The following is a 13,573-nucleotide window of genomic DNA, read 5'->3' on the forward strand; positions in this document are numbered from 1 at the left end:
AGTTCTCTTATCGGGGATGGAGGCGGGCATGGAAGTCTGGACGGGGAGCCCCTACCCCCTGGGCGCCACCTATGACGGCAGCGGCACGAACTTCGCGGTGTTCAGCGAGGCGGCGAGCGCCGTCCAGCTGTGTCTCTTCGATGACGACGGCTCCGAGCAGCGGATCAATCTGGAGGCCGTTGATGCCTTCGTCTGGCACTGCTACCTCCCGCATGTCCTCCCCGGCCAGCTGTACGGCTACCGGATGGAGGGCCCCTATGACCCCCACCGCGGCCTCCGCTTCAACCGGCACAAGCTCCTGTTGGACCCCTACGCCAAGGCAACCAGCGGTGATATCACCTGGGGCCAACCGATGTTTTCCTATAACTTCGGAGACCCTGCATCCTTCAACACGGAAGACTCCGCCCCCAGCACGATGAGGTCCGTGGTGATCAGCCCGTTCTTCGACTGGCAGCACGACCGCCCGCCGCGTATCCCCTACAGTGACAGCCTGATCTACGAAGCCCACGTGAAGGGCCTGACGATGACCCATTCGGACGTGCCGGAACGGGAACGCGGCACGTACGCCGGCATCGCCCACCCCGCCGTTATCGAACATCTGCAGAAGCTGGGCGTCACTGCGATCGAACTCATGCCGGTCCACCAGTTCGTCCAGGACAGCACGCTGAAGGACAAAGGCCTCAGCAACTACTGGGGCTATAACACCATCGGCTTCTTTGCCCCGCACGAGAGCTACAGTTCCAGCGCCAGGCCCGGGCAGCAGGTGCAGGAATTCAAGGCGATGGTCCGCTCCCTGCACGCTGCCGGCATCGAGGTGATCCTCGACGTCGTTTACAACCACACCGCCGAAGGGAACCACCTGGGGCCCACGCTGTCCTTCAAAGGCATCGACAACCAGGCCTACTACCGGCTGGTTGACCATGAGAAGCAGCACTACCTGGACTACACGGGCACAGGCAACACCATCAATGTCCGGCACCCGCACGCCCTGCAGCTGATGATGGATTCGCTGCGGTACTGGGTGCTGGAGATGCATGTGGACGGTTTCCGCTTCGACCTCGCCTCCGCTCTGGCCCGCGAGTTCTACGAGGTGGACCGGCTGTCTAGTTTCTTCGACCTCGTCCAGCAGGATCCTGTTGTGTCCCAAGTGAAGCTCATCGCCGAGCCGTGGGATGTGGGCCCGGGCGGGTACCAGGTCGGTAATTTCCCGCCCCTGTGGACGGAATGGAACGGCAAGTACCGCGACGCCGTCCGCGACTTTTGGCGGGGCGCACCGGCCACGCTGGGTGAATTCGCCTCCCGCCTGGCAGGTTCCTCCGACCTTTACGAAAGTTCAGGACGCCGGCCCGTGGCGTCCATCAACTTCGTAACCGCCCATGACGGTTTCACCATGCGGGACCTGGTTTCCTACAACGCCAAACACAACGAAGCCAACGGAGAAAACAACAACGACGGCGAGTCACACAACCGCTCGTGGAACTGCGGCGTGGAGGGACCCACCACGGACAGCGGCATCCTCGCGACGCGGGCGCGCCAGCAGCGAAACTTCCTGGCAACACTCCTCCTGTCCCAGGGTGTCCCCATGGTGCTGCACGGTGACGAACTGGGCCGCAGCCAACTGGGAAACAACAACGCCTACTGCCAGGACTCGGCTCTTTCATGGATCAGCTGGGAGGAAGCGGACCAGCCCTTGGTGGAGTTCCTCACTGCCGTCACCAGGCTGCGGCGGGAACACCCCACCTTCCGCCGCAACAGGTTCTTTGAAGGCCGGCCCGTCCGGCGCAGCGTCGGTCAGCCGCTGCCCGATATCGTCTGGCTGAACACAGATGCTTCAGAAATGGTGCCTGAAGACTGGGGCAACCCCCTTGCCAGGGCCCTCGGTGTGTTCTACAACGGTGCGGCGGTAGGCAAGGACCACCGCGGCCGCATGATCCGGGACCACAACTTCCTGCTGTACTGCAATTCGGGCGACGATCCGGTGGTTTTCACGCTGCCAAGCGCGGAGTACTCACCCAGCTGGGAACAACTCATCGACACGGCCGGGGAGCACGCTGACACCGGCCTCCTCCACGCCAATGAGACCGTGGAACTGGTCGGGAAGTCCCTGCTGGTGCTTCGGGCCTACACAAAACCGCCGGAGAAACCCGACCATTCGGTATCCGCCTCCCTGGCGCTGCTCGCGCCACCCGAGGCTGCGGTGCTACCGAAGGCGAAGGCCCCTTCCCGCGGCCGAATCCACACTGGACCGCCTTCTCACCAGTAGAAGTCAGATCAGCGCATGCATCCCGTGGCTTCTGGGCCGGCCGAACGAGGCGGCACCAAGGAATTCGACGGCGACGAAAGGTTCGTCCCCCACCACCCATTCGTCGTGGCCGGGAGGAAGCGCATAGGTGTCGTTCGCGTGGATGGTGGACCGTCCGCCGTCGGCCGTAGCAATATCCAGCCGGCCGGAGATGCAGTAGCCGAGGTGGTGGTGCTCGCACAAGGCTGTCAGCTCGGCCGGTTTGGCCGACTCCGACCAACGCCAGCCCGGTGCGAGGATCAGCCGGGCGACGGAGTAGTCATCCACCGTCACAAGATCGAACTCCGCCTTGTCCGGGCAGCGCTTCCTGTCAGGAACATCAAACGACTTAACTGCCAGAGCTCTGATGAAATTTGCGGTCATTCGGACACAGCCTAGGGATGGAAGTGGACGCCTGGCGGTGAGTCAGGCGATCTGTTCGGATACCGGCGAGCGGTTAAGAATATCGAGACCATCTAGCTGCATGCGCCATGCCCCCCGGAGCACACTTGTTGACCAGCTCGTGCTGGCGTACCTCTAACCGTAGCCCTGCGGCACCTGAAGTCAATGGGGGGAAAATGCCGCCAGGAAGGGTAGTTTGCGCCCTGGCGCGGCGCGGGACCCAGACGCAACATTGAAATGCCTGGCCCTCAGTAAAAGCTGGAGGAAGAGTCGAACATTGCAGTACGTCAACGCGCAGCTCTAGCGCTTACAACCACCGCGCACAGCAGCCAGGGGCAGAGGCGCCTCTGGCTCCTGCATGGCGTTCACCGGATCCTGTCGGCAAGAAGGAGTGGTCCTGATGCAGGCTGACGATATTCGTCGGTTGTTCCCCGGGCTCCAAAGCACCATTTATCTCAACACAGCCACCATGAACGTCGGCTGCGCTCCGGCTCGGGAAGCGTACGAGGGGGCGCTCGAGCGCTGGTCAGCGGGCAGGTTTGACTGGACCGAGGCGGAACTGGCCGGCGAGGATGCCCGTGCGATGTTCGCCGAAATTGCCGGCTGCACGGCGGGGGAAATCGCGATCGTCCCGGCAGTGAGCGCAGCTGCCGGGATTGTCGCCGCAAACATGCCCGCGGCGAAACGTGGTGAGAATGTCGTGGTCGCAGAGAACGAGTTCACGTCGAACTACTACTCCTGGCTCCTGCTTCAGGAGCGCGGCTACCACGTGCGTGCAGTCGCGCCGCGCGGAGAAGGGGTGTCAGCCGAGGAGTTCGAACGGGCGGCCGACGGCGGCACCCGCCTGATCGCGGTGAGTGCTGTCAGTTCAGCCAACGGCTATCGGGCTGACTTGAATGCCATTGGCCAAATCGCCAGGAACTCCGGGGCCTGGTTTTTCGTCGACGCCTGCCAGGCGGCCGGGGCGGTGCCGCTGGACGTCGTGCGTGCCGGCGTGGACTACCTTGCCGCAGCGAGCCACAAATTCCTCCTCGGCTCCAGGGGCATGGGCTACCTCTATGTCCGTCGGGACCTGCTGGATGCCTTCCACCCCGTCGGGCCCGGGTGGAAGGCAGCCCGAAAACGGGCAGAAAGCTTTTACGGGCCATCAATGGACCTGTCACCGACTGCTTCCAAGCTCGATGCCTCCCTGGCCTGGTTGCCGGCCATGGGAGACCAGGCGGCATTAAGTATTTTCCGCCGGTTCGGTACCCGCGCGCTCCTGGAGCGAAACGCCCGCTTGTCGCTTCGGCTACGGGATGCATTGCGCGCGCAGGGCCTGTCCTTCCAGCCTTCGTCTAACGAAAATCGCTCGACCATTGTTTCGGTCCAGGTCCCTGACACAGGTGCGGTGGCGGCACGCTTTCGGAAGCAAACGTGGTGGCCTCCGTGCGCACCGGCAGGATTCGGCTGGCAGTACATTTTTACAACCTGGAGGAAGAACTCGATCGGGTCGCGGAGCTTATCGGGCCTTCCTGAATGACCGGAGCCACGAGGTCATCCGGCTTCCTAGCTTCCGCGTGCTTTTGTTCCCCCTGGGCCTTCCCCTTGACTACCCACACCCCCCTTCCCTACACTTTTCATAAAGCAGAATCTAAATTCCACAAAGCGGAAACGGCAGCAAACCGGTAGCCAAGGGAAGATAGATCAAAGCCCCTCCTCGGAAGGACCTACGATGACGTACACAGTGAACTGCTCCATCCTCCTCACGGAGCTGCCCCTGCTCGAGCGCCCCGCCGCAGCCAAGGCAGCAGGCTTTGACGCTGTCGAGTTCTGGTGGCCCTTCGAAAGCTCCGTCCCCTCTGACGCCCAGGTCACCGAATTCGAGAACGCCATCAAGGATGCCGGCGTCCAGCTCACCGGTCTGAACTTCAACGCCGGCAATATGCCCGGCGGCGACCGCGGCCTGGTTTCCTGGAAGGGACGCTGCTCGGAGTTCAAGGACAACATCGACGTTGTTGCGGGCATCGGCGAGCGCCTGGGCTGCAAGGCCTTCAACGCTCTTTACGGCAACCGGCAGGACGAGTTCTCCCCCGAAGAGCAGGACGAACTGGCCGTTAAGAACCTGGCCGCTGCTGCAGAAGGCGTTTCCCGGATTGGTGGAATCGTCCTCCTCGAACCGGTCAGCGGCGCACCCAAGTACCCGCTCCTCACCGCTGATGACGCACTCAAGGTCATCGCCCGCGTGAAGGCGGAGGCCGGCGTCGGCAACATCAAGCTCCTCGCCGACTTCTACCACCTCTCCGTCAACGGCGATGATGTCGAATCCGTCATCGAAAACCACGCCAAGGACTTCGGCCACATCCAGATTGCCGACAACCCCGGCCGCGGCGCCCCCGGCACCGGCACCCTCCCGCTAGGCGAGTGGATCGCCCGCAGCCGCGAACTCGGCTACGAAGGCTACATCGGCCTCGAATACAAGGAACCGCAGGAAACCGCCTTCAGCTGGGCCATCCGCGAACACGCCTCCAAGTAACGGCCCAGAGCTCAACTGGGTAGCGCCGAGTGTCGTTTAGAGCCCCCCATAACGACACTTAGCGCGACCTAGTTGGGTCCGGCTCCCTCGATCACCCCACAGACTTTCAGAAAGAGAACCATCATGAGCAACATTGCAGTTATCGGACTCGGAATCATGGGCCTGCCCATGGCCATCAACCTCGTCAAGGCCGGCCACACCGTCAGCGGCTTCAACCGCAGCCAGGACAAGATCGACAAGCTCGTCTCCGAAGGCGGCAAGGGCGCCACCAGCATCGCCGACGCCGTTAAGGATGCCGACGTCGTCATCACCATGGTGCCGGACTCCCCCGATGTTGAGGGCGTCGTCAGCGGCAAGGACGGCGTCTTCGCGAACGCGAACAAGGGCACGTTGTGGATCGATGCCTCCAGCATCCGCCCCGACGTTGCCAAGCGCCTCTCCGACGAAGCCCGCGAAGCCGGGATCCGGCCGCTCGATGCCCCGGTCTCCGGCGGCGAACAGGGCGCCATCGACGCCGTCCTCTCCATCATGGTGGGCGGCGACAAGGAAGATTTCGAAGCCGCCTCGGACATCCTGAACGCCGTCGGCAAAACCATCGTCCATGTCGGTCCCTCCGGCTCCGGCCAGACCGTCAAGGCAGCCAACCAGCTGATCGTCGCCGTCAACATCGAGGTCCTCGGCGAAGCCATCGCCTTCCTTGAGGCCTACGGCGTGGACACCGACGCCGCCCTCAAGGTCCTCGGCGGCGGCCTGGCCGGCTCCAAGGTCCTGGACCAGAAGGGCCAGAAGATGCTGGACCGCAACTTCGACCCCGGCTTCCGCCTCGCCCTTCACCACAAGGACCTCGGCATTGTCACCTCCGCCGCCCGCGAAGCCAACGTCGCCGTCCCCCTCGGCGCCGTCGTCGCACAGCTCGTCGCCGCCACCGTCAACCAGGGCGACGGCGCACTGGACCACTCCGGACTCTTCAAGCAGGTCCTCCAGCTCAGCGGCCGGGAGTAAAGCACCCGCGCCAGAGGCGCGATAACCAGCACAACGGGACCACCGGCGTCGTACATCACGACGCCGGCTCCCTTCAGCACACCCAAAAACAGACTTCCCCCAAACAGACTTAAGTAGGAGCACACCATGAGCAAGATGCGTACCGTTGATGCAGCGGTGGCCATCCTGGAAAAGGAAGGCGCCATCGAGGCGTTCGGCCTGCCAGGCGCGGCCATCAACCCGTTCTATTCCGCAATGCGCGCCCACGGCGGCATCCGCCACACTCTGGCCCGCCACGTTGAAGGCGCCAGCCACATGGCCGACGGCTTCAGCCGCGCCAAGGACGGCAACATCGGCATCTGCATCGGCACCTCCGGCCCCGCCGGCACGGACATGATCACGGGCCTCTACGCCGCCTGGGCCGATTCCATCCCCATGCTCTGCATCACCGGCCAGGCGCCCGTTGCCAAGCTGCACAAGGAAGACTTCCAGGCCGTGGACATCGAGTCCATCGCCAAGCCGGTCACCAAGATGGCCATGACCATCCTGGAACCCGGCCAGGTTCCCGGCGCTTTCCAGAAGGCCTTCCAGCTGATGCGCTCCGGCCGCCCCGGCCCGGTTCTGCTGGACCTGCCCATCGACGTGCAGCTGGCCGAGATCGAATTCGATATCGACACCTACGAGCCGCTGCCGGTCGAGAAGCCCAAGGCTTCCCGTAAGCAGCTGGAAAAAGCCCTGGACATGCTGACGGCGGCACAGCACCCGCTGATCGTGGCCGGCGGCGGCATCATCAACGCCGGCGCGTCCGCGCAGCTGGTGGAACTGGCAGAGATCCTGAACGTTCCGGTAATCCCCACCCTGATGGGCTGGGGCACCATCCCGGACGACCACCAGCTCATGGCCGGCATGGTGGGCCTGCAGACCTCGCACCGCTACGGCAACGAGAACTACCTGCAGAGCGACTTCGTGATCGGCATCGGCAACCGCTGGGCCAACCGCCACACCGGCGGCCTGGAGACCTACACCGCCGGCCGGAAGTTCGTGCACATCGACATCGAGCCCACCCAGATCGGCCGCGTGTTCTCACCGGACCTGGGCATCGCGTCCGACGCCGGTGCGGCGCTGGCCGGGCTGGTTGAGCTCGCCAAAGAGCGCAAGGCGGCAGGGTCCCTGCCGGACTACAGCGCCTGGGCTGCCGAATGCCAGGAGCGCAAGGCCTCGCTGCACCGCAAGACCCACTTCGAGAACATCCCCATCAAGCCGCAGCGCGTGTATGAGGAGATGAACAAGGCCTTCGGCCGTGACACCATCTACGTGTCCACCATTGGCCTGTCCCAGATCGCCGGCGCGCAGATGCTGCACGTGTTCGGCCCGCGCAAGTGGATCAACGCCGGCCAGGCAGGTCCCCTGGGCTGGACGGCACCGGCAGCCCTCGGCGTCGTTCGCGGCAAGCCGGACGAGACCGTGGTGGCCCTCTCCGGCGACTACGACTTCCAGTTCATGATCGAGGAACTGGCCGTGGGTGCGCAGTTCAACCTCCCGTACATCCACGTGGTGGTGAACAACTCCTACCTGGGCCTGATCCGCCAGTCCCAGCGCGGCTTCAACATGGAACAGAACGTGTCCCTGGCCTTCGACAACATCAACTCGCCCGAGACCAACGGCTACGGCGTGGACCACCTGAAGGTGGCCGAGGGCTTGGGCTGCAAAGCCGTGCGCGTGCAGGACCCCAACGACCTCGCCGCCGCGTTCGGCAAGGCCAAGGCACTGATGGGCGAGTTCCAGGTGCCCGTGGTGGTTGAAGTGATTCTGGAGAAAGTCACCAACATCTCCATGGGTGTGGAAATCAACGCCGTGAACGAGTTTGAGGAACTGGCCGAGACCGCTGCCGACGCCCCCACCGCCATCCTGGCGCTGCAGGCCTAGAACCTGCCGGCCTGAACAAGAAAGACACCCACTGCCATGCGCATCGTCATTGCCCCGGACAAGTTCAAGGGGTCCCTGTCCGCCCCGGAAGTCTGCACGCACCTGGAAAAGGGACTGCAGCGCGGGGTTGGCGGGAACCTTGACGTGGTCCGGATCCCGGTAGCCGACGGCGGTGAGGGCACCCTCGACGCCGCCGTCGGCTCCGGCTTCACCCGCCGCAGCGCCGTGGTTGCCGGACCAACAGGCGAACCGGTCACGGCCGACTTCGCTGTCCGGGGCAATGAGGCGGTCATCGAAATGGCAGCCGCCTCGGGTTTGGCCCTGCTCCCCGCCGGCGCGCTGATTAACGGACGGCCAGGCTCGACGGCGGCCGGCACCGCCACCAGCCTGGGCACCGGCCAGCTAATCACCGCCGCCCTGGACGCTGGCTGCAACCGCATCGTTCTGGGTGTGGGCGGCAGTGCCAACACCGACGGCGGGGCCGGCGTCCTGCAGGGGCTTGGCGCCAGATTCCTGGATGCCAAGGGAGATGATCTTCCCGCCGGGGGTGCCGCTTTGGCCCGCCTGGACCGGATCGACTTCAGCGGGTTTGAACCCCGACTGAAGGACACACGCTTTGTGCTGGCGTCCGACGTCGATAATCCGCTGCTCGGCGCCCAGGGCGCCGCGGCGATATTCGGCCCGCAAAAGGGTGCCACACAACAGGACGTCGACGTGCTCGACGCCGCCCTGGCCAGGTTTGTCGAAGTCTTGGCCAGGGAAATCGGATTCCGCGCCGTCAAGGCCGCGGAGGCTCCCGGCGCGGGGGCGGCAGGAGGCGTTGGCTTCGCAGCCATCGCCGTCCTGGCCGCAACCCGCCGCCCCGGCATTGACGTCGTCCTCGAATTCACCGAATTGAAGCAGAGACTGGCCGGCGCAGACCTGGTAATCACCGGCGAAGGCAGCCTGGATGAACAAAGCCTGCTGGGCAAGACCCCCATGGGTGTTGCCCGTGCCGCTGCCGCCCAGGGCGTGCCGGTGATCGCGGTTTGCGGCCGTACCACGCTCGGACACAGCCAGGCAGCCGCTGCCGGATTCGAGGACGTTTACGCTTTGACCGAGCTTGAAAGCAATGTAGACAGGTGCATAGCAGAAGCAGCGCAGCTTCTGGAGCAGCTGGGCACCCAGATCAGCGGAAGGCTGGCGGCGACCACGCTGTCCCGTCCCGCAACCACCAAGGAGGACCTCCATGTCTGAAGAACGTTTTGACCTGGTCATCCGCGGCCAGCGCATCCTTACCACCGCCGGACTGGCACCCCGCGAAGTGGGCGTCCGCGGCGGAAAAATCGTGGCCCTCGAACCGCTGGGCAACGGCCTGGCCGGCACCGAGGTCATTGAACTCGCCGACGACGAAACCCTGATCCCCGGGCTGGTGGACACCCACGTGCACGTCAATGAGCCCGGCCGCACCGAGTGGGAGGGCTTCGCCTCCGCTACCCGTGCAGCCGCTGCCGGCGGGGTGACCACCATCATCGACATGCCGCTGAACTCCGTCCCGCCCACCACCACGGTGGAGAACCTCAAGCTCAAGCGCGAGGTGGCGGAGGACCAGGCGTTCATTGACGTTGGGTTCTGGGGCGGCGCCATCCCCGGCAACAAGGGTGACCTGCGTGCCCTGCACGACGAAGGCGTCTTCGGTTTCAAGTGCTTCCTCCTGCACTCCGGCGTGGACGAGTTCCCGCACCTGGACGCGGATGAGATGGAGGAGGACATGGCCGAGCTGAAGTCCTTCGACTCACTCATGATCGTCCACGCTGAAGACTCCCACGCCATCGACCGCGCACCCCACCCCGGCGGGGACCACTATCAAACCTTCCTGGCTTCCCGCCCTCGCGGCGCCGAGAACAAGGCCATCGCCGAGGTCATCGAGCGGGCCCGCTGGACGGGGGCGCGGGCGCACATCCTGCACCTCTCGTCGTCGGACGCGCTGCCCATGATTGCCTCCGCGAAGCGCGACGGCGTGAAGCTGACCGTGGAGACATGCCCGCACTACCTGACGCTGATGGCCGAGGAGATCCCGGACGGCGCCACCGCCTACAAGTGCTGCCCGCCTATCCGCGAGGCCTCCAACCGGGAGCTGCTGTGGCAGGGCCTGCAGGACGGCACCATCGACTGCATCGTCTCGGACCACTCCCCCTCAACACTTGACCTGAAGGACCTGGAGAACGGTGACTTCGCCGTGGCCTGGGGCGGCGTCTCGTCGCTGCAGCTGGGCCTGTCCCTGATCTGGACCGAGGCACGGCACCGCGGCATTCCGCTGGAGCAGGTGGTGTCCTGGATGGGCGAGAAGCCTGCAGCGCTGGCCCGGCTCTCCAACAAGGGGCAGCTGGCGCTGGGCTACGACGCCGACTTCGCCGTGTTCGCCCCGGACGACGCATTTGTGGTGGACGTATCCAAGCTCAAGCACAAGAACCCCATCACCCCCTACGACGGCAAAGCCCTCTCCGGCGTGGTCCGCAAGACGTTCCTGCGCGGCGTTGTGGTGGACGGCCAGACCCCCACGGGCAAGCTGATCCGCCGCGGCGGAGTCTGAGGACGCGCCATGGCAGTGGAAGCCCACCATCCGCGGACGGTGGCACGGCCGCGGTTTCCCGCCAGGGGTGCTGCGGCGCCGGCGGGTGCACAAGCAGCGGCTGCCCGGGGCATCGCCGTGTGGGTGGTTCCCGAGGAAGGCACCAGCCCGGAACTCCTCGCCCGTGCCGCCCAACTGGTCCTTGCCAGGGCCCTCGAAACTGCTCCGGAGGCGGAAGTCCACTGGCCCGCCGCCGGAGCTCCCACGTCCGGGGTCTCCGCCACGGCGGAAGGAGCCGCAGACGACTCCTCTCAGCCTCCCTCCGCGGCGGAGAACCCCGGCGGCACCGATCACGACGGCGGCACCCGGCTGCCGCCGTCGGCCGGCCCCGTCAGCCGGGTTGCCGTAGACCTCGCCGCCGACACCGTGCTGCTGGACGGCAGCCCCGTGCCGCTGACCGGCGTCGAGTTCAAGGTGCTCCGGTACCTGGTGACCCACCTGTCCCGCACTGTGGGCAGGGAGGAACTCCAGCAGTTCCTTGACTCGTTTGAAACCCCCGGAGCCTCCGCCCGGTCCATCGATGTGTACGTGGGCCGGATCCGGCGGAAACTCGGAAATGCGCGCCATGCCGTGGCCACTGTCCGGGGCGGCGGCTACCGGTTTGTGCCGGGGCAGCGCGCAACCGTCCGCGGCCCGGCGGAATACTGCATATGACGCCGGAGTTGTATGCATAAGCGGCAAGCCGCTTCACTTGATGTTTTGCCAGTAACTGACAAAGTCTTCCAAAGGAACGCCATGAGCCAGACCCTGACCACCAAGCTTCAGCCCGGAACCCAGGCCCCTGATTTCACCCTTCAGGACGCCCAGGGCCGCAAGACCGCCTTGGCCGATTACCGTGGCAAGAACGTCATTGTGTACTTCTACCCCAAAGCCGCAACCCCCGGCTGCACCACCGAAGCCTGCGATTTCCGGGACAGCCTGGCCTCTCTGCAGGGCAAGGGCTACGAGGTCATCGGCATCTCCCCCGATGCACCCGAGGCCCTGGCCGGCTTCACCGGCGACTTCTCCCTGACCTTCCCGCTGCTGTCCGACCCGGACCACGCTGTTGCCCTGGCCTACGGCGCCTGGGGCGAGAAGCTGGTCAACGGCGAAATCACCGAGGGCATCGTCCGCTCCACCGTGGTGCTGGACCCCGAAGGCAACGTCACGCTGGCCCAGTACCAGGTCAAGGCCGACGGCCACGTTGCGGCGCTGAAGGAAGCCCTGGGAATCTAACGCTCTCTCACTTAACGCGCATTTTCACCGGACGCTCTCGCACTGACTGCGGGGGCTTCCGGCGTTTAACGGCACAATCGCGGCGGCGAGTCATCCTGCTGCCTTGGCGGCCTACGCGTCCGTGTCCGCCGTAGCCTTCGCCTCTGTGGCAGCCTGCCGATATTCGGCCGACACCCGGCGGTACACCGGGGTCAGGAAAGCCAGCAGCGCGGCGGCCACCATGATGAGCCCTGCGATCAGGAACACCAGGGCGATGCCGCGGGAGGTGCCCTCGCCCAGCAGCGGGGCCAGCTGGGCCGCGCCGTCGGCCGACCGTGCGTAGGGAATGATCCAGAACTGGGCGATCGGCGCAATAAGGAAGGATGTGATGGGCGCCGCCGCAGACTCAAACGCCATGGCGAAACCGAACACCCGGCCCTGCCGTGGCAGCGGAACCACCTGCTGGATCACCGTCTGCTCGGCAGCCTCCACAACGGGCACCAGCGTCAGGTACAGCCAGATCCCGACGACGTACAGCCATGCCCACTCCCGAAGGGTGAACACCGCGCCGAGAACCCCCATGGCCACCACCGCAAAGAGCAGGGTGCGCAGCGGGTTGGCCCCGAGGCCGAACTTGCTGATCAGCGCCCCGCCGATCAGGAATCCGCTGGAGCCTACAGCCAGAAAAATGCCCCAGAGTTCCACTGGGAACATCTCCAGGCCGTAGGGGTCCATTAGCGCCATGTAGACGCCGCCGATGAAGTTGTTGAACGTGGAGAACAGGATCAGTGCGAACAGGCCGGAAATGGCCAGCACAGCGGCGTAGGAGCCGCGAAGGTCGAACCCGCCGTGCGCATCAGTGGCCGCGACCTGCGTTTCCTCAGGCATGCGAAGGGTGAGCAGGTGTGCGAAGGCGAGCGCCGTGAGCATGAGGGCGACCACGATGGTCCACCCCATACCCAGCAGCCCCACCGACAGCCCTGACAGCACGGAAGTGATGAGGAACATCAGCCCCTGCACCATCCCCACCAGGCCGTTGGCGTTGGCCCGCCGGTCCGGCTCGATCAGGATGGTGACCGTGGTGGACAGTGCGATGTTCCGCAGGTTCTCCACCACCGCGCCGATCAGGATGACCACCGTGAAGATCCAGAACCACGGCTGGGTCAGGTCCAGCAGCGACGACGTGGGCGTCAGGAGGAACATCACCCCGGACAGCACAAACATCACCAGGGTGAAGCCGGCCGCAAAGCGCATCACGGCCAGCTTGCGGTAGCGGTCAACAAAGGTGCCGAAGCTGATGCTGGACAGGGCGATCAGCAGCATGTACGCACCGCCCACCACGCCGGTGGCGATCACGTTGCGGGTCTCCAGGTACACCCAGAAGGTCAGGGCAAACCACAGGTAGCTGGTGGTGATGTTGGCCAGGGCAGTGTTCACCAGGATCCCGGCGAAGGTCCGGGACCGTTCCGCCGGCGTGCGCAGCGAGGTGTCGACGGCGTCAGGGTTGGCCAGGCGCGTTCGTTCACCGTCCTCAGCCGGTGTGGAAGTGAGGGCGTCCTCGCCCAGCCCTGTCCCGCCGTCGGAAGCCGCAGCACCCCTGCCCCGGGCCGGTTCCTGCTCGGTCATGCGTCTCAGTGTAGTGAGGACCAACCGGGGCGGACAG

The 13,573-nt window shown here is 65.1% G+C and carries 11 protein-coding genes; 9 read left to right on the plus strand and 2 right to left on the minus strand.

Going from position 1 to position 13,573, the window contains the following annotated elements:
* Positions 1-28 precede the first annotated feature (28 nt).
* Entirely contained in the window at positions 29-2,263 is a 2,235-nt protein-coding gene (glgX, locus tag M1D93_RS17820) for a glycogen debranching protein GlgX (protein ID WP_461172783.1), read from the plus strand.
* Between the two features lie 3 nt (positions 2,264-2,266).
* Here glgX and M1D93_RS17825 read toward each other — a convergent pair whose 3' ends face one another.
* Positions 2,267-2,665 carry a cupin domain-containing protein gene (locus M1D93_RS17825; protein ID WP_461172784.1) on the minus strand — a complete coding sequence of 133 codons (399 nt, stop codon included), beginning with the start codon at positions 2,663-2,665 and terminating at the stop codon, positions 2,267-2,269.
* Positions 2,666-3,083: 418 nt separating this feature from the next.
* Between M1D93_RS17825 and M1D93_RS17830 the strand changes: the two genes are divergently transcribed.
* The 8 genes from M1D93_RS17830 to bcp all read left to right on the plus strand — a co-directional run bounded on the left by M1D93_RS17830 (position 3,084) and on the right by bcp (position 11,931).
* A complete protein-coding gene (locus M1D93_RS17830) occupies positions 3,084-4,205 on the plus strand; it encodes an aminotransferase class V-fold PLP-dependent enzyme (RefSeq protein WP_461172785.1) in 1,122 nt (373 codons plus the stop codon).
* Positions 4,206-4,397: 192 nt separating this feature from the next.
* On the plus strand, positions 4,398-5,198 hold the full coding sequence (locus M1D93_RS17835; protein ID WP_461172786.1) for a hydroxypyruvate isomerase family protein: 801 nt from the start codon (positions 4,398-4,400) through the stop codon (positions 5,196-5,198).
* A 123-nt stretch (positions 5,199-5,321) separates the two neighbouring features.
* The gene (locus M1D93_RS17840; protein ID WP_461172787.1) at positions 5,322-6,200 is read left to right on the plus strand and encodes a 2-hydroxy-3-oxopropionate reductase; all 879 of its coding nucleotides are present in this window, start codon (positions 5,322-5,324) and stop codon (positions 6,198-6,200) included.
* 126 nt (positions 6,201-6,326) lie between these two features.
* On the plus strand, positions 6,327-8,105 hold the full coding sequence (gcl, locus tag M1D93_RS17845; protein ID WP_461172788.1) for a glyoxylate carboligase: 1,779 nt from the start codon (positions 6,327-6,329) through the stop codon (positions 8,103-8,105).
* Between the two features lie 36 nt (positions 8,106-8,141).
* Complete coding sequence (locus tag M1D93_RS17850) at positions 8,142-9,341, plus strand: glycerate kinase (RefSeq protein WP_461172789.1); 1,200 nt, start codon at positions 8,142-8,144, stop codon at positions 9,339-9,341.
* Positions 9,334-10,677 (plus strand): allantoinase AllB, encoded by a 1,344-nt coding sequence (gene allB, locus M1D93_RS17855; RefSeq protein ID WP_461172790.1) that lies wholly within the window; start codon positions 9,334-9,336, stop codon positions 10,675-10,677. Before M1D93_RS17850 ends, allB begins: the two co-directional genes overlap by 8 nt.
* 9 nt (positions 10,678-10,686) lie before the next feature.
* Positions 10,687-11,370 carry a winged helix-turn-helix domain-containing protein gene (locus M1D93_RS17860; RefSeq protein WP_461172791.1) on the plus strand — a complete coding sequence of 228 codons (684 nt, stop codon included), beginning with the start codon at positions 10,687-10,689 and terminating at the stop codon, positions 11,368-11,370.
* Between the two features lie 81 nt (positions 11,371-11,451).
* Positions 11,452-11,931 carry a thioredoxin-dependent thiol peroxidase gene (gene bcp, locus M1D93_RS17865; protein WP_461172792.1) on the plus strand — a complete coding sequence of 160 codons (480 nt, stop codon included), beginning with the start codon at positions 11,452-11,454 and terminating at the stop codon, positions 11,929-11,931.
* A 111-nt stretch (positions 11,932-12,042) separates the two neighbouring features.
* Here the strand turns inward: bcp and M1D93_RS17870 are convergent, their stop codons facing one another.
* Positions 12,043-13,536 carry an MFS transporter gene (locus M1D93_RS17870; RefSeq protein ID WP_461172793.1) on the minus strand — a complete coding sequence of 498 codons (1,494 nt, stop codon included), beginning with the start codon at positions 13,534-13,536 and terminating at the stop codon, positions 12,043-12,045.
* Positions 13,537-13,573 lie beyond the last annotated feature (37 nt).

The organism is Arthrobacter sp. Z1-9 (assembly GCF_054792695.1).